The organism is Salinibacillus aidingensis (assembly GCF_039522525.1).
In the GTDB taxonomy this organism is placed as follows: Bacteria; Bacillota; Bacilli; order Bacillales; family Alkalibacillaceae; genus Salinibacillus; species Salinibacillus aidingensis.
Genome location: NZ_BAAADO010000001.1, coordinates 687,457 through 712,014 on the forward strand (window position 1 = coordinate 687,457; position 24,558 = coordinate 712,014).

The following is a 24,558-nucleotide window of genomic DNA, read 5'->3' on the forward strand; positions in this document are numbered from 1 at the left end:
ATTCAAGTACCTAATGAATTATTAGGAAACATATTGTTCCAATTATTTATTAAAAAAAAAGGAAAAAGATGATTGGTATCAAACAAAATCAGGAAGTAATCATTAAACCGAAAAATACAATTATTGAAGAGAATGACCAGATTGTTGTACTCACTTCTTCAAGCAATTAGCGAGTCTATTTAACCTAATAACTAACTAAAAGGTATACAATTCTTATTTGAGTTGTACACCTTTCCGCTCTTCTCCATTCACCGTTTGATGTTAAAATAATGTCGAATGAATTTTTAGTTGGTTTAGCATCATTTCATGGATTTTTTAGACCACAGCCTTATGTATAAACATTTAATATTAAATCCTTGTCGCGAATGGTAGCTAAAAAGATGTCATTGAGGCGACGATAGCCCTTATGATTCAATTCACGTTTTAACCATTGTTCATCTATATTAGCAAGATGTAAATGCTGATGTTGAATTTCCCCCTCAATGATCACAGGGACAGCGAGTCCTTTATGATTATTTTGCTTCGATAGGATACTGATTTCCCCATTCGGTTCTAAGATAGCATAATCAATTTCACTGATATCAAAATAGCCAGCCGTACGAATCGCTGACAGTAATTCTGTCAGGGAATAACGACTCCGCTTTAAATTTTCGACTAATATATCCCCTTTCTGAATGATGAATGTAGGTTGTCCAACTAATAGCTTATTTAATTTGTTCCAAAGGGTTAGTTTGGCAATGAGTAAGTAAACGGCAACAATCATAATTCCTGCAATAAGTCCCTCGAATATCCCGTCTATTTTAATTGCACCAAATAGTATATAGGCTAAAAAGAATATGGCTCCAAAATCATGAGGGGTCAATTGAGCTAAAGCAGTCTTACCCAGAAATCGTATCGCACCTATATATAGAAGAAAGAGAAAGACTACCTTACCAATAAAGATAAGCATCAAACCACCTTCCTGATTTTCTACATTACAAAAAAACACATATTTTTAGATTTACACGCCCTGCCCATTTTTATAATCTAATAAAAAGAACAGAAGTCTTAATAAAGACTCCTGCTCTAAACGATACCTATCTAAAATCCATTATAAAAGTTTGAACCTGGTTGCATTTGATTCATTGGGTTCATTTGTTCCATCAGGTTTCCGATACTGTCACCAATAATCATCAAAATAATGACTATGGCGATATTTGTAAGAATAATACCATAAACAACATCAAGTCCAGATTCGCCTGTTTGCTGTGATTTAATGGAGAACAGCGCTGCAATCATGGAAATACTTAAGCTTTATATTAAGAACTGTGACGGATAAGGTAGTATTTTTTCTTTCCTCTTCTAATAATGGTAAATTTACCGTCAATTTTGTCTTCTGAAGTAACCGTATATTTTAGATCCTGCTCCCGTTCTCCATTAATGTAAACAGCTCCATTACTGATATCTTCTCGTGCCTGACGCTTGGATGAGGAGATTTTCGCTTCTACAAGCAGGTCAATTAAACCTTTTTCCTGTTCATCCAACGTAAAGGAAGGTACATCTTTAAAGCCCTGTTCAATTTCTGCTCCATTCAGGGACTTGATATCTCCACTAAAGAGAGCCTGGGAAATTCTCTGAGCCTGAGCAAGTGCTTCCTCGCCATGAATTAAGATGGTCATTTCCTCTGCCAGCCGCTTTTGTGCCACACGTTTTTCCGGCTGTGTTTCCACCTCTTTTTCCAGCTCAGACACTTCATCCTGCTCCATAAATGTAAAGTATTTAATAAACTTAATGACATCCCGATCGTCAGTATTAATCCAGAACTGGTAGAATTCATATGGAGAGGTTTTTTCCGGATCTAACCAAACTGCCCCACCTGCTGTTTTCCCAAATTTAGTTCCGTCAGCCTTTGTTATAAGAGGTACGGTCAGACCAAATGCCCTGGCATCTTCTCCATCCTCTGAGGTTCGACGAATTAACTCCAGACCTGCTGTAATATTGCCCCATTGGTCACTGCCGCCAATTTGCAGTGTGCACCCTTTTTCTTTATATAAAGTTAAAAAGTCAAGGGATTGAAGAATCATATAGCTGAATTCAGTAAACGAAATCCCGTTTTCGATTCTGGATTCAACGGAGTCCTTGGCCAGCATGTAATTAACCCCAAAGTGCTTCCCAATATCACGTAAAAATTCAATGATATTCATGCTGGATAACCAGTCATAGTTATCAGCAGGAATGACATCCGCTTCCTTTTCATTTGTATTTAATACCCGCTTCACCTGCGTTTTAAGTCCTTCACTCCACGCCCTTACTGTATTTTCCTCATTCAACTGTCTTTCCGTATTTCGACCGCTTGGGTCCCCAATCATTCCTGTTCCGCCACCTACAAGTGCAATAGGGCGGTGACCTGCCCTCTGAAACCTTTTCAGCATCAGTAATGGAACGAGGTGTCCGATATGAAGACTGTCAGCTGTTGGGTCAAAGCCGCAGTATAGGGTTACTGTATTCTCCTCCAAATGTTTTTTCAGGGCTTCTTCATCGGTAATTTGGTTTACAAGTCCCCGGTCTTTCAAATCCTGTATGATATCCATACAAATCCTCCTCAAAATTATATTTTAAGTAATGTGTGCACAAAAAAACCCCGTTCCTATCCAATAGACAGGGACGAGGTTTCCCGCGGTACCACCCTAGTTGCAGTACAACAGACTGCCACTTTGCCAAATCATAACGGTTTGGTCTCCGTTTTCTGCTATTAACAGAAAAATGCTCCCAGACGTAATTCGTTAACCTGTCCTGTACTGACTCACACCAGCCGCCAGCTCTCTGCAACAGAAACAGACCACTACTGCATCCTTTCCCAGCATTGATCATTTAGTTGTTGTTAATTATTAATATATAGCACAATAGGAAACATAATGTCAAGTACAGAAAAGCAGCGGAAATGAGCAAAACTTTACCGAACAGAACTAGTAAAATTCGAATCATCCACAAATATTATACTTAAACCCAATCACAAAACATCACTCACATATGCGCTTTTTCAAAATCAAGTAAATGCCATTTGTTTTTTGTATGACAGCATTCCTTCATACGTGCTCCGACCTCGACAAAATCACCATTTTTTCCTCCCTCATTAAAGCAACAGTATGATATAATATTCATGGTATTTTAGGGGGTGTATTATGAACGAGAAATTTAGCCAGTTCGTACATAAAGTTAAATCATGGTGGCAAGCAGGAAAACTGCAGCGGTTTTCACGTATCACCAGTGATGTAACTTGGAATATTATATTGATCATTTTAGTCTTTGGATTAATTGGGGCATTTTTTGTCGGAGGATTAGGAGTAGGATATTTTGCCTCACTGGTAAAAGATGAGCCTATCAGAAGCTATGCAGATATGAGACAGGACATTTATAACTACGAAGAGACGACCGAACTTTATTTTGCTGATAATAACTATTTAGGTAAACTGCGCTCGAATCTGCATCGTGAAGAGGTGGATGTTGAAGATGTATCCGATCACGTGATTAATGCTGTGATTGCCACTGAGGATCAACTGTTTAAAGATCATCAGGGAATCGTTCCTAAAGCAATCTTACGAGCATTATTCCAGGAATTCACGAACTCAACGACCCAATCGGGTGGAAGTACGCTGACACAGCAGCTCATTAAAAACCAGATTTTGACGAATGAAGTATCATTTGAGCGTAAAGCTAAGGAAATTCTGCTTGCTTTAAGGCTTGAAAACTTCTTTAAAAAAGAGGAAATCCTTGAAGCCTATTTAAATGTTGTACCTTATGGCCGTGATTCATCAGGTCGGAACATCGCGGGTATTCAGACAGCGGCACAGGGAATTTTTGGTGTAGACTCCAAGGACTTAAATATTCCTCAAGCCGCATTTTTAGCCGGGCTCCCACAAAGCCCATTCGGTTATTCTCCATTTTCCAACGGCGGGGAGTTAAAGAGTAAAGAAGGTCTGGAGCCAGGGTTTAACAGAATGAAAACCGTGTTAAGCCGGATGCTTGAAACAGGCTATATAACGGAGCAGGAATACCAGGATGCATTAAACTATGATTTAACGAAAGACTTTATTGATCCACAGCCTTCTCCGGTTCAGGAGTATCCTCATTTAACCTTTGAGATTGAAGAAAAAGCAGCAGGTATTCTGGCTGAGCGACTCGCTGAAGAGGACGGCTATACAAAAGAGGACTTAGAAAATAACGATCAACTGAAGGAACAATACAACATTATAGCCAAAAGAAATTTACAGCAGGAAGGCTATAAAATTCACACGACCGTCGATAAGAAAATTTATGATGCTCATCAGGAAATAGCGAAGAAATATGAACACTTCAAACCATCTCACACCATACTTGTGAAAGATCCGGAAACAGGAGAGATGAAACAGAAGAAAATTCAAGTACAGCCAGGTGCAATATTAATAGAAAATAAAACCGGACGTATTCTTTCCTTTGTTGGCGGAAGTGATTACCAGCAAAATCAAAATAATCATGCGCTGGATACCCCTCGTCCAAATGGTAGTACAATGAAACCATTATTGGATTTTGCACCTGCTATGGAAAAGGGAATGATTCAACCCGCTTCACCGGTTCTGGACGCAAAGGGTGAGGATGGCTGGTATCCAAGCAACTATGTGGCAAGCTCTGAATCAGGGATTACAACAGCACGTACAGCACTGACAAAGTCCCTGAACATACCAACAGCAAGAATTTACAAAAAAATGCTCGGCGATCAGCCACCACCAGCAACCTATCTTGATCGTATGGGCTTCTCAACTCTTATTGAGAATGAATACACAAGCGATTATGAAAATCCATCTATGTCTATTGGCAGTATGTCACTCGGGGTTTCTGTAGAAGAAAACGTGAATGCCTTTGCTACCTTTGCCAATATGGGAACGTTTGTGGATGCCTATATGATCGAAAAAATTGAAACCAAAGACGGAGAAGTCATTTATGAACATGAAACGGAAAAAGAGGAAGTGTTTAGTCCTCAGACCTCTTATTTAACGCTGGACCTTATGCGTGACGTAATTTCATCAGGAACAGGAACATACGTAAACAGTGTTCTAAACAATCCTGGTGTTGATTGGGCCGGAAAAACCGGTTCTACAGAAAATATTCAGGATGCCTGGTTTGTTGCTACAAATCCTAATGTAACCATTGGTACCCGTATAGGCTATGACACCTATGACAAAGACGGTGACGGAGACGGGTACGGACATCCAAATGATAACAAATGGAACGATCCTGACCGTCTGATTCATCTGAATTATAGTACAGGATCAGGGTTAAGTTATAGTAATCGGAACATTCTTTTCTGGGGACAGCTTGTCAATGCCGCCACTGAAATCCGTCCTGACTTAATGGCACCGGATCAAAGGTTTGGAAATCCTGGAGGCATTGTTACCAGAAGTGTCTGTGCAGTTTCAGGATTACTTCCTAGCGAGGCCTGTGAAGAAGCAGGATTAATTACAACAGATCTATTTAATGCTAAATATGTCCCGACTGAAGAAGACAACAGCTTAATTAAAGGTGATTACGTTAAGGTCGATGGCAAGTTTTATCCGGCTGCAGAAGGTACACCAGAGGAATTTACAGAGGAAGGCTTTATGTTAAACCCTGAATTTTTAGAAGAAAAGGGCTGGGATGATGTATCTAATTTAGAAAAAATCATTCCTAATAATAAAAAGTGGGAAAAAATACAAATCCCTGAGATGGAAGAGCTTTCTAATGATGGGAAGGTACCATCAGCACCAACAAATGTTTCGATTTCCGGAAAGACATTAAGCTGGAAGGCATCACCTGAAAAAGATGTCATTGGTTATCGTGTTCACATGGCAGGAGAGCCAGGCGAACCTGGTGAAGCGATTGGAAATACAAAGAAGACGAATTTTACTCTTCCTTCTAAGAACCAGGTTTATTATGTTACGGCTATCGATTACTTTGGTCAGGAATCAGCAATTTCAGAACCAGCTGTGCACGGGGATATCAACAACAATCCATTAAATATCAATAATTTATCCGCATCCGTAAGCAAGGACGTGCTGCGACTGACATGGAATAATCCTCAATCAGACGATTTTTCACACGTGAAGGTTACCAAAGATTCCAAAGTTGCAGGGAACCAAATTACAGGGAATTCTTATGTAGATAAAGATATTATGCCTGATAAATCCTATACCTACACCGTTATTGCTGTTGATAAGGATGGAGATGAGAGTCAGGGGAAAAGCATTAATGTAACGACAAAACCCGTGGACCAACCACCTTCAGACAATGGCAATAATGATAATGGAAATAATGGCAATGGGAACGGGAACGGAAATGATAAGGATAAAAATAATGAAGGAACCTGACCTTAAGCTCCCTATTCCTTCTATGAAAAACATTAAATAAGCAAGAGAACCAGCATACCAGCTTCCGTCAACTGGTATGCTGGTTTTTTGTCACGTATTAACTTGCCCTAATACCCCCACTTCAAGTTTTGAGGGTACCCCAACAAGACGAAGTGGGGGATAAACGGCCAGTAATAACCTGATAAGTTCAACTAACCATCAGTGGGGGATGGAGAAAACCCCCACTGATGGAAGTTTCACTTTATCTCTAAGTCCGTTATCTGTTACAAATTTGATGATATTTCACATTTAAAACGTCTCACTTTTCTGTATAATGGGAACTAAGCAAAGACATTTATTATGACTTAGGTGGTGTTGGAATGAAACATGAAAAGACTTATCATTCCACTAAAATTGAAACAGAAAACGAACCCATTACAATAGAAGGGCCAATTTCAAGTGATCAGTTATCTGAATATAAATTCCATGAGGGATTAAAGGCATTTCGCCCTCCCCAGAGGCAATTTGAGGCATTGCTGGATATTGCAGATTTTGAAGAAGGACGAATACTTATTGCACGAACACAGGATACCATCATTGGTTATGTCACCTTTCTTTATCCTGATCCACTTGAAAGATGGTCTGAATTTAAAATGGAAGATTTACTGGAACTGGGGGCCATTGAAGTTGCCTCACCATTTCGCAATTACAAAATCGGTTCAACACTTTTAAAGGTAGCTATGATGGATGACTATATGGAAAACTATATCATCCTGACAACTGAGTATTACTGGCATTGGGATTTAAAAGAAACGGGGTTAAGTGTCTGGGATTATCGTTATGTAATGGAGAAAATGATGGGTGCTGGCGGGCTTAAGCCTTACCCTACCGACGATCCCGAAATCAATTCCCATCCGGCCAACTGCTTATTAGTTTATATTGGTGAAAATGTACCAGAGGAATCGATTCAAAAATTTGACAAGCTTAGATTTCTGGGTAAGTACCAGCAAAGATGGTTATAAGGAGGATTGTTCATGTTAGTGGAAGAAGTCATGAAAAAGGAAGTTATTACGCTTCCTCCAGATGCAAAAATTGAAACCGCTTTAAAGCTGCTGAATAAACATCATATTCGGCACATTCCGATTGTAAATGATCATTATGAAGTGCTTGGCATCGTCTCCGATCGGGACGTACGTGATGCCAGTCCGTCTATCTTTGATCAGAACCATTCCGAACAACTCACCAATGAAATCCAGACCATTATGTCCCGCCCTGTAATCACCGTTCACCCTCTAGATTTTGTCGAAGAAGTTGCAGGAATTTTTTATGAGAATGAGATTGCCTGTGTACCTGTTACAGATAACCAGAAACTCATTGGAATTGTAACCGAAAAAGATGTCCTCTATACGCTTATTCAATTAACCGGCATACATGAACAAAGCTCACAGATTGAATTACGTGTTGAGAACAAAATCGGAACTCTCCCAAAAATTACCAACCTTATTGGAGAACATAAAGTAAATATTTCATCGGTATTCATCTATCCGGATAAACGTCATTCAGGTAAAAAAATCATTGTCTTCCGTATCCAGACGATGAACCCAATCCCGGTCATAGAATCTCTTAAAAACCATGGGTACGAGGTGCTATGGCCAAATATACCAGGGGTGACAAAATGAAGTGTTCAGCTGCCTTTATCTATTCAGATGAATATACACAATATCATTTTCATACTCATCATCCTTTTAATCAAAAACGGGTTCAGCTCACCTTTGATCTCTTAAAGGAAGCAAATGCATTGACGGATGAACAAATAATCCAACCGCGACTCGCTACGGATGAGGAGTTAGCTATGATCCATGACGAGGCTTATATAAAAGCTGTAAAAGCTGCCGAAAAGGGAGAGTTATCAGAAGAAAAAGCGGTTGAATTCGGTTTAGGCACAGAGGATACCCCTATCTTTAAGGGCATGCATCGGGCGGCTGCATTAATGGCTGGGGGATCGCTTTCAGCTGTTGACGCCGTATTAGAAGGCCGCCAGTCAAAGCATGCGTTAAATTTAGGTGGCGGTCTCCATCACGGCTTCCAGAGAAAAGCATCAGGGTTTTGCATTTATAATGATGCAGCTATTACGATTCAGTATATTCGAAAGCATTATAATCTGAAGGTTCTTTATGTTGATACCGATGCCCATCATGGGGATGGGGTACAATGGGCTTTCTATGATGATCCGAATGTTTGTACCCTTTCGATACATGAAACAGGAAGGTATCTCTTTCCAGGCACTGGAAATGTAAACGAAAGAGGTTTACGTGAAGGATATGGGTATTCTTATAATATCCCCCTGGACGCATTTACGGAAGATGAATCCTTTCTTGAAATCTATGAAACTGCCATGAAGGAAATCACAGAGCATTTTAGACCTGATATTATCGTGACTCAAAATGGTGCTGATGCACATGCGTTTGATCCTTTAACTCATTTATGCGGAACCATGCACATTTATGAATCGATCCCCGCCCTGGCTCATGAGTTAGCTCATGAATATTGTAATGGAAAATGGATTGCTCTGGGTGGCGGAGGCTATGACATTTGGCGTGTGGTTCCACGAGCATGGGCGCAAATATGGAACGTTATGTCTTTCAATCAAACCGGTCAAGGTCCGCTGCCGGAAAAATGGCTGGAAAAGGTTCAACAGGAGGCACCTGTCACATTACCACAGAAATGGCAGGATGATAATGATATCTATCAGCCTATTCCAAGGAAAAACGATATTAGTGAAAAGAACCATCAAACCTTAAAAAAAGCCTTGCAGTTTATTGAAAACCAAAAACAATTTAAGAATGGTCTATTTCAATAATCACTCAAGAACAAAGGCGGAAGCGCCCTTTTGTCCAGCTACGGCTCCCAGGCCTAAACGGTCGCCTACGCTTTTCTTGTCCAGCTGCGGCTCCTAGGTCAAGGCGGATATAAGCCAAAGCCATTCCGTGGCCAAACCCATGCCACTACATGACTTCGTCTTATCCCGCATGACCTGAACAGTCGCCTCCGCTTTTCTTATTAGCGACGTACGGACTGGACTGAGCCGGAGGAGATAAATTGAAACTTCAATCAGTGGGGGTTCATCCCCCGCTGATTGTTAGTTGAACAAATCGGGTGTTTACTGGCTTTTGACTCCCATTTATTTCTTACAGGGGGTCTTACAGCCAGTTAACACGCGGAAAAGGAAACACGACGAACAGCGTGAGTCGATGTTGACTTATCGGACGGAGGTGAAGGAAGTCTCGCTAGTCGCTGGGCGCTGGAGCCGGACGTGGCCTCTCCTGTTTTTCTTATCCACAAATCGCTTATTTATAATTTTCCAGACTATCAAAAAGACTCAATGACCTGTTTACCTGTCATTGAGTCTTTCGTGTTGTTATGAATTGTTTTTTGGCTCCAATATAATCATTTCCACCCTGCGATTTCTTTGCCAATTCTCAGGAGATGTGTTTTCTGCTTTCGGTCTCGTATCGGCATAGCCAACAGCCTGAAAGCGATTAGGCTTAACATTATTGTGATCAATAATATACCGAATGACACTGCTTGCTCTTGCTCCTGAAAGCTCCCAGTTGGAAGGGTATCGATAGGTGGCAATGGGACGACTGTCGGTGTGTCCCTCTACCCTTACATGATTAGGGATACGGTTTAACAGTACGCCTATTTTATCCAGAAATGGTTTACCCTCATCTATAATTTCTGCTTCACCTGTTTCAAACAGAACATTCTCCTGGAGGATTAATACAACCCCGCGGTCCGTTCGATTGGCAGAAACGACGTCAGTCAATCCTTCATTCTCCAGATATTTTTGTACTTCATTCAAAACCTTATCAAGCGAATCCTCATTTTCGCCTGATTGTCCAGCGTCACGTTCATCCTCCTTCTCGGATGCTGGCATATCTTCAAGTTCCCCGTTATTACTTTGATTATCCATGTCGTCACCATTTTCAGCCGGTTGATCTGCAGGGATAATGGAAGGCTGCAGGTCAAAGATTGCTCTTTCACGATAGGAGTCAGCCACAGCTTTAAATTTTTTCACATCAATTTGTGACATAGAGAACAGCAATATAAAGAAAACTAAAACTAAAGTGATCATATCAGCATAGGTATTTAACCAGCTGCTTTTGCCTTGGCCCGTGTTCTTTTTTCTGCGTTGAAATTTTTTATAGTCCATTGACAGACTCACCTGCAAATTGCTGTTCTTCCTCTACATCTTCCTCTTCGTCCTTCTCAAGATCATTTCTTTCCTCACTGGATAAGAATGCACTGAGCTTTTCCTCCAGTATTTTCGGATTCTGACCGGACTGAACCCCAATCACACCTTCAATGACTACCTGCTTTAAAAAGGTTTCCTCATCCGTTTTATTTTCCAATTTTCCTGCTAATGGATTAAAGACTAAGTTAGCAAGTAAAGTCCCATAAAAAGTCGTAAGTAATGCGACAGCCATACTTGGACCAATCGTTTCCGGATTGGATAAGTTATTAAGCATCAAAACAAGACCAATTAAAGTTCCAATCATTCCCCAGGCAGGTGCATACTCACCCGCCTTTTGAAATATAGCTCTTCCCCGCTGATGCCGCTCTTCCATGGCAACAATTTCTGCATTCATAATATCATTAATTACTTCTGGTTCAGATCCATCTATCGCTAACAGCACACCTTTTCGAATATATGGATCTTCTACTTTATCCACTTCATTTTCAAGTGCCAGTAAACCTTCTCTTCTGGCTTTTTCCGATAAACCGACAAATAAACGGATTAACTCTTTTAAATCATAGCTCTCATTGTTAAAGGCTTCCTTAAATACTCTTAGTGTCAGCTTCAAATCCTTCAAACTGAAATTAATAAGAATGGCTCCTAAAAGACCTCCTAATACTACAAGTATTGAAGACGCCTGTACAAATGAGGAGACTCCTCCAATCCCTCCATTTGTATATATACCGAAAAGAACCATTGTCAGGCCTAAAAAAATACCGATGGGTGTTAAAATATCCTTACGCTTCATAAAATCATTCTCTCCCTAATCAAAAACTTCTCTTATATTCTTTATCGGCATTTTTTTTATTTTGTTGAGTTTCTTTCAATCAATCGATGAGGAAGAATTACATTTTGTTCATCTACAGTTTCCTCGTTCATAAATTTCGTTAATAATCTCATAGAAACTGCACCAATATCATACATCGGCTGAATAACCGTGGATAGGGTTGGACGAACCATCGTGGCAAGCCGTGTATTATCAAAGCCGACAACCTCTATATCATCCGGAACTTTAAATCCTTTGTCCTGAGCTCCATGTACTACACCCAGAGCCATTTCATCCGAAGCAACAAACACAGCAGATGGCTGCTTGTCCTGCTCTATAAGCTTGGTAAAGCCATCATGACCTGATTGATATGTATAATCTCCCCGGAAAATAAGGTCTTCGTCTACCTCAAGGCCACCCTTTTGTAATGCGCGTTTATAGCCTTCCATTTTCTGATTGTTCATCGCCGTATCTAATGGTCCAGATACAAAACCGATGCTCCGATTTCCATTTTCAATCAGTCTGGAAATGGCTTCAAATGCGGCCTGCTCATAGTTTATATTTACAGAAGGAACCGTATTTGTTGGATCAATGGTTGCAGCCAAAACTACAGGGACAGGTGCTGATTGAAATTCTTTAATATGATCCTCCGTAATATCTCCACCCATAAAGACAATTCCATCTACCTGTTTCCCCAGCATTGTGTTAATCAGATGGAGTTCTTTATTTTTATTCTGGTCTGAATTGCTTAATATAATATTATATTTATACATCGTAGCAATATCTTCTATTCCTCTGGCTAGTTCAGCAAAGAAAATACTTGAGATATCCGGAATTATGACACCAACTGTTGTTGTCTTTTTACTTGCCAGTCCACGTGCTACCGCATTAGGACGATACCCTAAACTTTCAATGGCATTTAACACCTTTGTTCTTGTTGCTGGTTTTACGTTCGGGTTCCCGTTCACAACTCTGGAAACTGTAGCCATTGATACATTCGCTTCTCTTGCTACATCGTATATCGTCACATTCATTTCATTTATCCTCCTTAAAAATACCGATACTCATTTATTATATAGATATCATACGACAGATTAAAGCTTCAAGCAATGAAGAAAGGACAAAGATGCCTATTTATCATCTATTTTGTCAAAAATTTTCCATAAACATTCTCTTTGCACCATAAAAAGTATTGTGTAACAGCATAAAAACCCTTCACTCTCTTATTTAAGAATGAAGGGTTCTTAATAGATCCAGATAAAGTGAAACTTCCAGTGGGGGGGTTCTCCATCCCCCACTGATAGTTAGTTGAACTTATCAGGAATTGTATATTAACGTTGTTCCATTTTCTTCAATTCTGACATAAACGATTCGAATGTAGGGATATCCATTTGCTGCTGAGAATCAGATAATGCCACCGCTGGATCGGGATGAACCTCGGCCATGACTCCATCTGCTCCAATGGCTACAGCTGCCTTAGCCGCTGGCAGAAGCAAATCACGACGACCTGTTGAATGAGTGACATCCACAAATACAGGTAAGTGGGTTTCTTTTTTCAGAATAGGGACGGCTGAGATGTCCAGCGTATTACGTGTAGCCTTTTCATAGGTTCGAATCCCGCGTTCACAAAGGATAATATTTTCATTGCCCTGGGAGATAATATATTCCGCCGCATTAATAAACTCAGAAATTTGTGCAGCTAAACCTCTTTTTAGTAATACAGGTTTATTCACAGATCCTGCTGCCTTTAACAGCTCAAAATTTTGCATGTTTCTTGCCCCAAGCTGGATAACGTCAACGTAATCACAGGCCGTTTCAATATCGGCAGGATTTACAATTTCACTGACTACGGCTAAGTCATATTCATCGGCAACCTGCTTCAAAATCTTTAATCCTTCAATCCCTAAACCCTGGAAATCGTAAGGAGAGGTTCTTGGTTTAAACGCTCCACCTCTCAGCAATGACAGACCCTGCTTTTTAACGGCTTCCGCGACTTCTGCCACTTGCTCGTAGCTTTCAACCGAACATGGACCCATAATATATTGTAATTCACCGTTACCAATATGTTGACCCTTGATGTTAATAATGGTATCCTCAGGTTTTTTCTTCCTGGACACAAGGAGCGCCTTACTATGGTCATCTTCCTGGAGTTCAAGAGCCATTTTAAAGATTTCTTTAAATAAATGCTCAACTGTTGAATATTCAAAAGGACCATCATGTTCCTGTAATATATGGTTAAGCATTTCCCGTTCACGTACTGGATCAAAACGGTTCATTCCGTGTTTTTCCTTGACTTCACCAATTTGCTGAACAAGCTCTCCCCGCTTGTTGATGAGTGACAAAAGATCCAGATTCACCTTATCCAATTCGTTTCTTAATTGGTCCAACTGTTCATTACTCATAATTAATCCCCCATTCTTTACTTTAAATACGCAAGTTCGGTGGTTTTTTGTTAAAATAGAATATAAATAATTAGGCATTATTATAACGAATGTTTTTGAGATTGTCATCACCGTTTTTTGAATTTTTTATAATTAATTTGCATTTTTATACATATTTGCTTCCAGAGAGTAAGGAAAGGAACGGTTATTATGGGAGAGAGAATTTTTGCATTTGATATCGGGACACGCTCTGTGGTCGGTATGATTCTGGAGAAGGAAGAGAACCATTTTGAAGTGATCGATATTGTAACGGAGGAGCATCAGAAAAGATCGATGCTGGACGGTCAAATCCATGATATTGTTGCCGTCTCCAATGTCATCAACAGTGTAAAGGAAAAGCTGGAAGAGAAGCACGGAATCATTAAAAAGGTCTGTGTGGCAGCTGCAGGAAGAGCATTAAAAACACAGCAGACAGAGATTGAAACAGATTTGCGTCAGCACCCCATCCTGACGAATAATGACGTTTCCCATCTCGAATTAAGCGCCGTTCAGCAGGCCCAGTATGAATTAGCAGAACAGGGGGAAGAAACCACCCAATATTACTGTGTGGGATATTCCGTTCTCCATTATCAACTGGACGGGGATGAAATTGGGTCTTTAATTGATCAGCAGGGAACCACAGCCAAGGTTAAAATCATTGCGACTTTTCTCCCGGAAGTAGTCGTCGAATCTTTAATTTCTGCCCTTCAACGAGCCAACTTGGAAATGGATGCATTAACACTTGAACCCATTGCAGCCATCAATGTTTTAATCCCTCCTTCTATGAGACGATTAAATGTTGCTCTCGTTGATGTGGGTGCTGGAACAAGTGATATTGCCATTACTAACCATGGGACTGTTACTGGTTATGGCATGGTTCCTATTGCCGGAGACGAGATTACCGATGCGATCAGCCAGGCTTATTTACTTGATTTTCCACAGGCGGAGGAAGTGAAACGCCAAATAACTGAACACCAAAAAGCAGTTGCAGAAGATATTTTAGGAATGGAGACAGAAATTCATGATCAGGAACTGGTCGAGCGGATTTCAGATACCATCAATCATTTAGCTAATTCCATTTGTGAAGAAATTTTCACTCTGAACCATAAGTCACCACAAGCTGTTATGCTCGTAGGGGGAGGAAGTTTGACCCCTGAACTGACATCACGAATTGCTCATCATCTGAAGCTTCCGGAGAATCGTGTAGCCGTGAGAGGGACGGATGCCATACAGAACCTTAAAAAAGAACATGATCTCATTAAAGGTCCCTCCTTTGTAACGCCGATCGGTATTGCCATTGCAGCCAAGCAATCTCCTATACAGTATATCAGCGTTAAAGTGAATGAACGAAATGTTCGTCTGTTTGATCTTAAAGAACTGACTGTGGGAGACTGTCTGCTGGCTGCCGGGATCAGAGTAAATAAAATTCATGGAAAACCCGGAATGGCTCTTATGGTAAAAGTTAATGGTCGACAGCTTTCCATTCCGGGAACTCTTGGAGAACCGCCTTTGATTAAACGGAATCATGAACATGCGGATGTAAACAGTCCGATCAAACATGGAGATGAACTGACAGTTGAAGCTGGAAACGACGGAAAATCACCGGAAATAAGCATTAAGGAGTTAACAGAAGGATACAGCACCCAAAACATTTCCTTTCAGAATCAGCCTTATAAAATCCATCCCGAGATTATCCTAAATGGTAAGAAAGCAGACCATGATTACATCGTTAACGATGGGGATTCTATTGATATTCAGAGGGTTGAGACGCTGGGTGAGTTTCTGAAGAGCATTCATCAAATGGAATATACAGATAAAAATACTCCTTTTACTGTTTATATCAATGGTCAATTACATATGACGGATGAACAGGTTTGTACTTTATTTATTAACGGTCAAAAGGCAACCCCGACTTCTACGCTCCATGATGGAGATGATGTTTCCATTGAGTTAACTGAGGAACTCCCGTTAAAAGAGCTTTTAATTAAATTAGATTTAACGATGCACGAAGAAATTCCGATTACTTTTGATGCAAAAACCATTCTGTTACAAAAAAAGAAACGGGAATTCTTCAAAGATGCTGAAAAACTGCAGGATAGCAGTATGGTAACAGCCGGTGACCATTTAACAATGAAGGAATTTACACCTGAACCCTTTATTTTTCAGGATATTTTCCGTTATATCGACATTGATGTCACGAATGTAAAGGGAAAACAATTCAAGCTGTACATTAACGATCAGGAAGCCAGTTTTACAGATCAGCTATCCCCCCATGATGAGGTTCGAATTCAATGGATTGAAAGTTATACAAAAAGATAAAGAGCCAAATTATGAATTTGGCTCTTTTTTATTTGCATATTTAGTTTCCGCTTCCGTCAGAGCTTCTCTTGTAACATCCCAGTGAGATGCATCCCAGACCACCTGATTTTGATTAAAATACAGCGCCTGGGGAGATTCATGCTTTATTCCATAAGTATCTGCAATTTCATTTGATAATGGCCTTGCTTCCTGCACATGTAATATATATAAAGGAAGTTCAGTCGTCTCAGAAAATGCTTCAAATTGCTGTTTAGCCTCAGCACTGATTGGACACGTAAGACTATGTTTAAGAAGGAAAAAACGGTCCTGTTTTTGCAGAACCTCTTGAAAGTCCCTGTTATCCTCCAAAATTTCCATACCATCTGCCCTCCCTTTCTATTCTTTAGTATCCTCTTCGATAGCGTCGGCCGCTTCTTCTATTGTATCGGCGAGGGTTTCATCTGCATTTTTCTGACTCCTGAAATCAGTTACCTTGTCCTGAATTTGATCTTTTGTGTTTCGGACACGGTCGGTTAAATCTTTTGTACGATCCGTAAGTGTTGTGGAGAATTCACCTGACTTCTCCTGTGCCAACTGGCGCCACTCAGAGCTTTTTTCATAAGCGGCATCCTTCCATTCTCCTGCACGATCTCTTACCATACTTGCTCCCTCGTTTAAATCCTGGCGCAATTCCTTCCCTGGCTTCGGGGCATATAATAATGCAACAGACGCGCCAACAATTCCTCCAATTAATGTTCCAAGTAAAAAGTCCTTACTGTTAATGTTCTGGTTTTCTTCCTGATTACTCATATGAATCATACCTCCTCAGATTTTAGCAATAGACTTTATTTTTTATATCTTTTCCATAAGTCTAAAATGGCTTGTCCCCATTTAACTGTCTGGGCTGCTGTTTGCTTATGCTCCTCAGATTCCTTTACAATCTCGTCTGATATCTTCTGCAATGAACCATTAAATTGTTTTACGGAATCCCCAACACCCTGAATCCCTTCCACTAAATTGTTCAGTTTTTTTGATTTTTCCTGAACATCTTCAGCCAGTTGATTCGTTTTGTTTAATAATGCTGTCGTCTCGGTTGTTATACCCTGCATCTGCTGTTCAAGTCCCTCCAGCGTATTTGCCACATTGTGCAAGGTTCTTCTTGTCTCTTTCAATGTTCCCGCCAGATAAATGACTAATACAGCAAAAGCAACCGCTGCTATTAGTACAGCAATATAAAGTAGGATTTCCATCTTACCGCACAGCTCCTTACTATGTATTTTCACTATTTGGAAGTTAATTGGGAAATGTAACTTCATTTACCAATGATTCCTTATACATCTAATCTATACCTCAATAAATATTTCGTCAAACATTAGCAAAATTCCTACCTACCATTATATACAATTCACTAAAGATTTATGACTAGTGGTTGAACTTATCAGGAATTTACTAGCCGTTTATCCCCCACTTAAGTCTTGTTGGGTTACGTTCAAGTCTTGAAATACGGCCAGTTAATGCGTGATAAAAAGCTGCTCTTAAATTTTTTCCTTAAGAGCAGCTTCCCTGTTTAAACATTTTCGTATTTCCCCTGGTATTTCTGAACATCTCCGGCCCCCATGAAAATCAATACGCTGTTTTCATGGTCGGCTAATCCATCTGTATTTTCCAGATTCAGAATGGAACTCTCACTAACTTTCGCCTGTAAATCATTAATGGTTAAATTGCCCGACTTTTCCCGTGCTGAACCAAATATATCACACAAATATACATAGTCGGCAAGTTCCAATGCGTCCGCAAACTCCTGTAAAAATGTTTTCGTTCTTGTAAACGTATGAGGCTGAAAGATGGCCACAATTTTTTTATCAGGATATTTCTTTCGTGCAGCATCGATGGTCGCTTCAATCTCCTTTGGATGATGAGCATAGTCATCGATTAATATCTGCTTATGCTTCCATTCCTTTTCCGTAAATCTTCTTTTTACACCTTTAAAGGTCTTTATTGCTTTAATTCTTTCAGAGGAAATATCTTCATAATGACATAAAGCAATTACTGATAGTGCATTTAAAACATTATGCGTTCCATAAGTGGGAATTTCAAAGGTATCATAAAAAGTGTTACGGACAAACACATCAAATTTTGTTCCATTTTCTGTTTCTTCCACACTTTTCGCCTGAAAATCATTGCCTTCCGAAAGTCCATAATAAACAACAGGAACTTTTGGCTGTATATGCTGAAGTTCCTCATCGTCTCCGCAGGCAATAATCCCTTTTTTAACCTTCATCGCCATTTCCTGAAAGGCGTCAAATACATCATCTATACTGGTGAAATAATCCGGATGGTCAAAGTCGATATTCGTCATGATTGCATAGTCAGGTTCATAAGACAAAAAGTGTCTTCTGTATTCGCAGGCTTCAAAAGCAAAGTATTTACTATCTTTATGACCTGATCCGGAACCGTCCCCAATCAAATAAGATGTAGGCTCAACATGCTGCAGTACATGGGCCAGGAGCCCTGTGGTTGATGTTTTGCCATGGGATCCGGTTACCGCAATACTCACATAACTATTCAGCCATTCTCCTAAAAAATTATGGTAACGATAAAAAGGTAAATCTAATTCTTTAGCTTTTTGAATTTCCTCATGATCATCCGAAAACGCATTTCCAGCTATTATTGTTAGGCCTTCATGAATATTATTCTCTGAAAATGTCATAATTTCAATGTTCCGCTTTTCTAAAGCTTCCTGAGTAAAAAAACGTTTGTCAACGTCTGAGCCCTGCACATTCTCTCCTGTATCATGAAGGATCTGTGCTAAAGCACTCATTCCTGTTCCTTTTATACCAATGAAGTGGTATGTTGTCATAAATTGAACCTCCACATACGTCATTCTAATTTACTATATGTATCTGCCTATTCACTTGCTATTCATTTATATCGTAACAATCCAAATTCATGTTACAAAAGATCCTAAGCTCCTCTAAAAGTATAACAGATTCCAATCTGAGAGTGAATGTATGATTTCTATCCAGACTGTAAAACCATTTGAACGAAAAAACCCTTATCTCTATTTATTAGACAAGGGTTCGTATAAAGAGAAACTTCCATCAGTCGGGGATATCTCCATCCACTGATGGTTAGTTGAACTTATCAGGAATTTACTGGCCGTTTATCCCCCACTTAGTCTTGTTGGGGTACTCTCGACACCACCTGAAGTGGGGGTTTTACGGCCAGTTTATGCGTAATAAAAATTATGACTCGTCCTGTGGAATATATTCAACTTTTTCCAAACGTGGGTTGTACTGAAGCTTTCGTCCCTCTTTTGCTTCTGGTTCTCCGTTTAACATGACGCTGTCACCGGTAAATCCGATTTTCATTTTTAATAAGCTCCGGCCGACTCCATACATATCAACAGGTACGTTTGCTTCTTCAAATTTAGTGATTTTATCTTGTGTAAATCCGCCTGTAGCCATAATCTTTACATGATTAAATCCTTCATCATCTAAAGCTCTTCTCAGGGCGAAAATCAACTCGGGGTTTACACCTCTTGGATCAAAGGTTCCCATGACATCTGAGTTACGGAAGAAGTACTGGTCCACCATATTTCCTGATGTATCAACCCGGACACCTTTAAGTTCATCACCAAATTCTCTGGCCACTTTAAGGGCATCCGTAATGACGTCATTATTATAGTCAACAAGAGCCATCAGTTCATCATCCGGGAAGGTCTTCTGATAAGCATAGGTTGCTTTTACAATATCCCCATTAAATAATTGAATGAGTGCATGTGGCATCGTGCCCATCCCTTCTTTTCCCCACCATTCATTCATGGCGTGAGTAGCCTGTGCAGTAGAACCGCCAATATACGCTGAGTAGCCATCACCGGCCTGTTGCGTATAATGATCATCACGGTCCCCCATAAAAATGACAGGCTTTTGTTTTCCTGAGGTTCTTGCTGCTTTCACAACATTATAAACATTCGTAGCTACGGAAGTTCTTCTGGCTAGAATTCCATCAATGATTCCTTCCAGATAGCCAAAGCTCTGATATGGACCTGAAATTGTCATGACTGTTTCAAATGGGCTGATTTTATCGCCATCTTTCAAAGAATAGATTTCGAGTTCTTCCGGATTTTCCGCAAAGGTATGTATAAGAGCAATGGCCTCATCCGTTCCACATAAAACTGCATGCTGCTTTTGGAAAAACTGCATGGTAACCCTGTTCTCGGGCATTTCATTTTGGACAATATCTCTCGTTTTTAAAAAGTATACTGCTGAAAACCAGCCTTCTCCGACTCGTTCATCGAATTTAAAGGTTTTGTTTGTTAATCTTTTGATTTCCCCATTTAATTTACGTGTGATTTCCTTCATATAAAATCCCTCTTTATCACGAAATATGGTTGTTATCTTAATCGGTTTCATCATCCCGACTATTATACCACAAACCGGCTCAGGGAATAAGCAGGGGGCTTCTATATGTCTATTTATTTAAAAACATTTCCTGAGCCTGCTCCTGGTTCATCAATACTTCTCTCGGTTTGCTTCCATTCTGAGCGGAGATTAAACCGATTTCTTCCATGCGATCGATCATTCGTGCTGCCCGGTTATATCCAATACTCATTTTTCGCTGTAACAAGGATGTGCTTGCGCGACCTTCTTCCACGACCAATTCAATCGCTTCATTTAACAGATCATCCTCATGCTCTTCCAGGGAGTGGTGCTGTATTAAATCTTCCTGATCAAACAAATACTGTGGGGATGCCTGTTTTTTCACATAACTTGTTACTCTTTCCACCTCTTCATCAGAAACAAAGGCACCTTGAATACGTCTCGTTTTTCCTGATCCATTTGGCAGGAAAAGCATGTCCCCTTTTCCTAATAGCTTTTCCGCACCGCTTAAATCTATAATGGTCCGCGAATCAACCTGAGAGGATACACTAAAGGCAATACGGGTTGGAATATTTGCTTTAATCAAACCTGTAATAACATCTACAGAGGGTCGCTGTGTTGCAAGAAGCAAGTGAATTCCGCACGCCCTTGCTTTTTGTGCAATACGACTTATCGAATCCTCCACATCCTGTGGTGAAACCATCATTAAATCAGCGAGCTCGTCGATGACTATAATAATATAAGGCATTTTTTCTGATTGCCGATCGTCTTTTTTTATTTTTTCATTAAAGCGGTCAATATCACGTACACCTTCTGCAGCAAACTTCTCATACCGATCCTCCATCTCTGACACAGCCCACTTCAGGGAGGCAGTAGCTGCTTTTACATCGGTTATAACCGGTGCAACAAGATGAGGTAAATCGTTATAAGGTGCTAATTCAACCACTTTTGGATCAATGAGAAGAAATTTCACATCCTCATAAGATGCTTTATAAAGTAAGCTTACCAGCACAGTATTAATACATACACTTTTACCCGAACCAGTAGCGCCGGCAATCAAACCATGGGGCATTTTTTTCAGGTCTGTAACTACAGCCTCTCCTTCGATATCCTGTCCCAAACCAACGGCTAAATGGGATGAATGATTCTGAAAAGTGTCATCCTGCAAAATTTCCAGCATACTGACCATCTTAGGCTGTTGATTGGGGACTTCAATTCCAATTGCACTTTTCCCGGGGATTGGAGCTTCCATTCGAATATCCTGAGCAGCCAGGTTCAGCTTAATATCATCGGTTAAGTTGGTGAACTTATTTACTTTCACGCCAACATCGGGCTGTACTTCAAATCTCGTAACAGAAGGTCCTTTTTTAACATTCGTGACCTGTGCCCTGACTTTAAACTGGTTTAAAGTCGTTTCAAGCTTTTTCTGCTGACTTTCCAGCCATTCTGTATCATCAGCTGCTTTGACTGGGAGATCATTTAACAGATGGAGCGGAGGAGCCCCTGGACCTTGCACTTCCTCCTGATGCTGTTGCTCTTCCTGTTGCTCTTCCTTCTGCTGATGCCGCTGAAGATTTCTTTTGTCACTCGGTGTCATCATTACATTAAAGGGCCTTGCTGACTTTGGTCTTGAAGTGAACTGAAAAGAACCGGATTCTTCTTTTCGTGCAATGTCTTCTTTCTTTTCCTCAGGTTTTCGTGTATGTTCCCAGGGTTGTTCCTCCCTGTTTTGTTCCTGTCTGGTACCTGGTCCATCTTCTGTATCTGTTAAACTTGTCGTTTCTCTATCTTTTCTGGCTTGAAACGGAATTATATTTTTATGTATTTCCGAATTTGACGTTCCCTGCGGCGACTGCTTATCCGAAGCCTTTTCTTCTTTCAAATCCGTATGATCAGAACGATGCTTATTTTTCTCTGCTTTTAATTCATGAACATTTTCATAATTTGTTTCATTCCTTCTTTTGTATGCCGGAATTTCATTTATCTGATCATTTGTATCTTCTGATTTGCGTTTTTGAAATCCATAAATCGGTGATGGTACATCGGTTGGCTGAAAATTAGCCCTGAAATTTTCCTGTACTTTTTTTGGTGTTTCATAATTCTGAGTTTCATATAATTCGTGATTCTTATCTTCCTTCTCATCCATCCGCTTTCGTACAGACCGGTTCTCCTTTCGTGGTGACCGGCCAGAGTGTTCCGGAATCGTCGGAATTTGAATAGAAGTCTGCTCCGGATATTGGAACGACATTTTCGTTCTTACAGATTGAGATGATGAAGGTGATGAATGTATATCCTGATGAGGCAATCGATTTTCTGACATATCTGATTCTGTGGCTGTGGTATCCTCTGCAAAGATTTCCTTCAGCCATTTTTTCAATCGATCTAACATTGATGTATCACTCTTTCTTTCATAGTTTCACATTCTTTATAGATATTCTATCATTCATTATACTTGATACTTATAGAAATCGATAACCCTTATTGGGAAATAAAGATATTTATTTAACAAAAAAACCGCTTGGCAGCGGTTTTTTCTTAAAACTCAAATGGTTCTCCGGTTTTGTAGTCGTTATCCAGTACCAGAATTCCTTTTTCTTTTGGTGCATCAGGCAGTTCCAGTTCTTTTGCCGAGCATATCATACCAGAAGATGGAACTCCTCTTAATTCCGTTTCTTTAATAAGCATCCCACCAGGCATAACTGCTCCAGGCTTGGCCACAACCACTTTTTGACCCTGATCAACGTTTGGTGCCCCGCAAACAATCTGCAATTCCTCGCCACCAACGTCTACCTGACAGACACTAAGTTTGTCCGCATTTTTGTGCGGCTGCTTTTCTTTCACATATCCAACGACAAACTTTGGAGACAAATCCACATCTAATTTATCCTCTAATGAATTATTTTGGAAAATCTCATGAATTTGATCCACCCATTCCTGTGTGACGGATAAAGAGCCCTGTTCATCAATTGTGATATATTGAGATGCCTGAAAAATATTATAACCAAGAACTTCACTAGTTTCTTGCTGATAAATTTTCACAACATCACCATGTTTGGAAAACTGATGATTCAGTCCTGCCGGCTTAAATGAAATCATAAGTACATCGCCAATACCCTGTTTATTATAAAAAATTTGCATCATTTATTACTCCTTTCCAGATTGGTCATCCTTCTTTTTATTTTTCGCCATAATAAATATCGGCTCGAGCTTCTTATCTTCATATAAAAATGATAAAGAAGTAATCGGAATATGACCTTCTGTGAAAAACTTCATTGTCATTTGTGCCAGTACATCATAGCCTGTGGGATTTTGAATATCGGCTAAAATAAACACATCCTGGTGCGGAACAGCTAATGCCAATTCTCCTTTGGAAGTTGCTTTCATTTCTTCAAGAAAGGCTTCATTCAGGATCCGACTGGCATCGTATCCATCGTTAGTTGCAATAAAATAAAACGTGTTTCCGGCAACCTCATCTTTTTTATAATCCGTTGAAAGTGAACGAAGGTTGAATCTTGCTATTTCCTTCAGGCGATCCGCTGACCAATTTTCCGTCTCCATTAAATCCTCATCAATCAGCCGATAGGACTTACCAAGATCCAATGCATAATAAATTCGTGTTTCTGCTGTGTGCTCCTCGTAGATCATGGCTTTTCCACTCTTGGTTTCAGTCGGGAAGGAAGCGGAACGAATCACAGGAAATATGTTCTTTTCCTTCCCCTGTAAATCCTGTTCTTCATGCATAATTCGTAACGCCTCATGGATGTGACCGGACAGCTCATCCAGGGCCTGATCTTTTTTCGCTTCCCATTTTGATATAACCCCTGGTAGTGAGATATTCACCCCCATTTTGTTATCCTTCCACTCAACACGGAACAAATCTTTATCACGATCAAAGGAAGTATTCCACTCAGGATTTGCGAATATTTCCTCAAGCTTCTTTTTCATTTTAAGACTGGTCATTTTCATATTTAATCCTCCTAAAGCAAACACAAATCTGAATCTGCCTCAGCTCGCTTCTGTCATCTTTTATTCGTACAAAATCAAACCAACGTTTATT

The 24,558-nt window shown here is 40.0% G+C and carries 20 protein-coding genes and 1 other annotated feature; of the genes, 5 read left to right on the forward strand and 15 right to left on the reverse strand.

Going from position 1 to position 24,558, the window contains the following annotated elements; all coding sequences use genetic code 11:
• Positions 1–328: 328 nt before the first annotated feature.
• The 3 genes from ABD006_RS03600 to tyrS all read right to left on the reverse strand — a co-directional run bounded on the left by ABD006_RS03600 (position 329) and on the right by tyrS (position 2,570).
• Positions 329–949 (reverse strand): DUF421 domain-containing protein, encoded by a 621-nt coding sequence (locus ABD006_RS03600; protein ID WP_343837613.1) that lies wholly within the window; start codon positions 947–949, stop codon positions 329–331.
• 131 nt (positions 950–1,080) lie between these two features.
• Positions 1,081–1,278: a hypothetical protein gene (locus tag ABD006_RS03605; protein WP_343837616.1), complete on the reverse strand. Its 198-nt coding sequence runs from the start codon at positions 1,276–1,278 to the stop codon at positions 1,081–1,083.
• 20 nt (positions 1,279–1,298) lie between these two features.
• Entirely contained in the window at positions 1,299–2,570 is a 1,272-nt protein-coding gene (gene tyrS / locus ABD006_RS03610; protein WP_343837618.1) for a tyrosine--tRNA ligase, read from the reverse strand.
• A gap of 66 nt (positions 2,571–2,636) precedes the next feature.
• Positions 2,637–2,847, reverse strand: a binding site (T-box leader).
• Between the two features lie 314 nt (positions 2,848–3,161).
• Here tyrS and ABD006_RS03615 point away from each other — a divergent pair.
• The 4 genes from ABD006_RS03615 to ABD006_RS03630 all read left to right on the forward strand — a co-directional run bounded on the left by ABD006_RS03615 (position 3,162) and on the right by ABD006_RS03630 (position 9,198).
• A complete protein-coding gene (locus tag ABD006_RS03615) occupies positions 3,162–6,359 on the forward strand; it encodes a transglycosylase domain-containing protein (protein WP_343837620.1) in 3,198 nt (1,065 codons plus the stop codon).
• A gap of 359 nt (positions 6,360–6,718) precedes the next feature.
• Positions 6,719–7,360, forward strand: a complete 642-nt coding sequence (locus tag ABD006_RS03620; protein ID WP_343837623.1) for a GNAT family N-acetyltransferase — start codon at positions 6,719–6,721, stop codon at positions 7,358–7,360.
• A 12-nt stretch (positions 7,361–7,372) separates the two neighbouring features.
• The gene (locus ABD006_RS03625) at positions 7,373–8,017 is read left to right on the forward strand and encodes an acetoin utilization AcuB family protein (RefSeq protein WP_343837625.1); all 645 of its coding nucleotides are present in this window, start codon (positions 7,373–7,375) and stop codon (positions 8,015–8,017) included.
• Positions 8,014–9,198, forward strand: coding sequence for an acetoin utilization protein AcuC (locus ABD006_RS03630; protein WP_343837627.1), 1,185 nt, complete (start codon positions 8,014–8,016; stop codon positions 9,196–9,198). The genes ABD006_RS03625 and ABD006_RS03630 overlap by 4 nt, the downstream gene beginning before the upstream one ends.
• Positions 9,199–9,756: 558 nt before the next feature.
• Here ABD006_RS03630 and motS read toward each other — a convergent pair.
• The 4 genes from motS to ABD006_RS03650 form a co-directional block, all read right to left on the reverse strand.
• Positions 9,757–10,551 (reverse strand): flagellar motor protein MotS, encoded by a 795-nt coding sequence (gene motS, locus ABD006_RS03635; protein WP_343837629.1) that lies wholly within the window; start codon positions 10,549–10,551, stop codon positions 9,757–9,759.
• On the reverse strand, positions 10,541–11,383 hold the full coding sequence (gene motP / locus ABD006_RS03640; protein WP_343837632.1) for a flagellar motor protein MotP: 843 nt from the start codon (positions 11,381–11,383) through the stop codon (positions 10,541–10,543). The genes motS and motP overlap by 11 nt, the downstream gene beginning before the upstream one ends.
• A gap of 56 nt (positions 11,384–11,439) precedes the next feature.
• Positions 11,440–12,435 carry a catabolite control protein A gene (gene ccpA, locus ABD006_RS03645; protein WP_343837634.1) on the reverse strand — a complete coding sequence of 332 codons (996 nt, stop codon included), beginning with the start codon at positions 12,433–12,435 and terminating at the stop codon, positions 11,440–11,442.
• A 297-nt stretch (positions 12,436–12,732) separates the two neighbouring features.
• Complete coding sequence (locus ABD006_RS03650; protein WP_343837636.1) at positions 12,733–13,803, reverse strand: bifunctional 3-deoxy-7-phosphoheptulonate synthase/chorismate mutase; 1,071 nt, start codon at positions 13,801–13,803, stop codon at positions 12,733–12,735.
• Between the two features lie 189 nt (positions 13,804–13,992).
• On the opposite strand from ABD006_RS03650, the gene ABD006_RS03655 reads away from it, so the two are divergent.
• Positions 13,993–16,140, forward strand: coding sequence for a cell division protein FtsA (locus tag ABD006_RS03655; RefSeq protein ID WP_343837638.1), 2,148 nt, complete (start codon positions 13,993–13,995; stop codon positions 16,138–16,140).
• A gap of 9 nt (positions 16,141–16,149) precedes the next feature.
• On the opposite strand, the gene ytxJ is transcribed toward ABD006_RS03655, so the two are convergent.
• The 8 genes from ytxJ to ABD006_RS03695 form a co-directional block, all read right to left on the reverse strand.
• A complete protein-coding gene (gene ytxJ, locus ABD006_RS03660) occupies positions 16,150–16,497 on the reverse strand; it encodes a bacillithiol system redox-active protein YtxJ (RefSeq protein ID WP_343837640.1) in 348 nt (115 codons plus the stop codon).
• 18 nt (positions 16,498–16,515) lie between these two features.
• Positions 16,516–16,929, reverse strand: coding sequence for a YtxH domain-containing protein (locus tag ABD006_RS03665; protein WP_343837642.1), 414 nt, complete (start codon positions 16,927–16,929; stop codon positions 16,516–16,518).
• Positions 16,930–16,964: 35 nt separating this feature from the next.
• Positions 16,965–17,369, reverse strand: coding sequence for a DUF948 domain-containing protein (locus tag ABD006_RS03670; protein WP_343837644.1), 405 nt, complete (start codon positions 17,367–17,369; stop codon positions 16,965–16,967).
• Positions 17,370–17,686: 317 nt separating this feature from the next.
• Positions 17,687–18,979 (reverse strand): UDP-N-acetylmuramate--L-alanine ligase, encoded by a 1,293-nt coding sequence (gene murC / locus ABD006_RS03675; RefSeq protein WP_343837646.1) that lies wholly within the window; start codon positions 18,977–18,979, stop codon positions 17,687–17,689.
• 385 nt (positions 18,980–19,364) lie between these two features.
• Positions 19,365–20,483, reverse strand: a complete 1,119-nt coding sequence (locus ABD006_RS03680) for a nicotinate phosphoribosyltransferase (protein ID WP_343837648.1) — start codon at positions 20,481–20,483, stop codon at positions 19,365–19,367.
• Positions 20,484–20,592: 109 nt separating this feature from the next.
• The gene (locus ABD006_RS03685) at positions 20,593–22,890 is read right to left on the reverse strand and encodes a DNA translocase FtsK (RefSeq protein WP_343837651.1); all 2,298 of its coding nucleotides are present in this window, start codon (positions 22,888–22,890) and stop codon (positions 20,593–20,595) included.
• Between the two features lie 146 nt (positions 22,891–23,036).
• The gene (gene ytpR / locus ABD006_RS03690; protein ID WP_343837653.1) at positions 23,037–23,639 is read right to left on the reverse strand and encodes a YtpR family tRNA-binding protein; all 603 of its coding nucleotides are present in this window, start codon (positions 23,637–23,639) and stop codon (positions 23,037–23,039) included.
• A gap of 6 nt (positions 23,640–23,645) precedes the next feature.
• Positions 23,646–24,467, reverse strand: coding sequence for a DUF1444 domain-containing protein (locus tag ABD006_RS03695; RefSeq protein WP_343837657.1), 822 nt, complete (start codon positions 24,465–24,467; stop codon positions 23,646–23,648).
• Positions 24,468–24,558 lie beyond the last annotated feature (91 nt).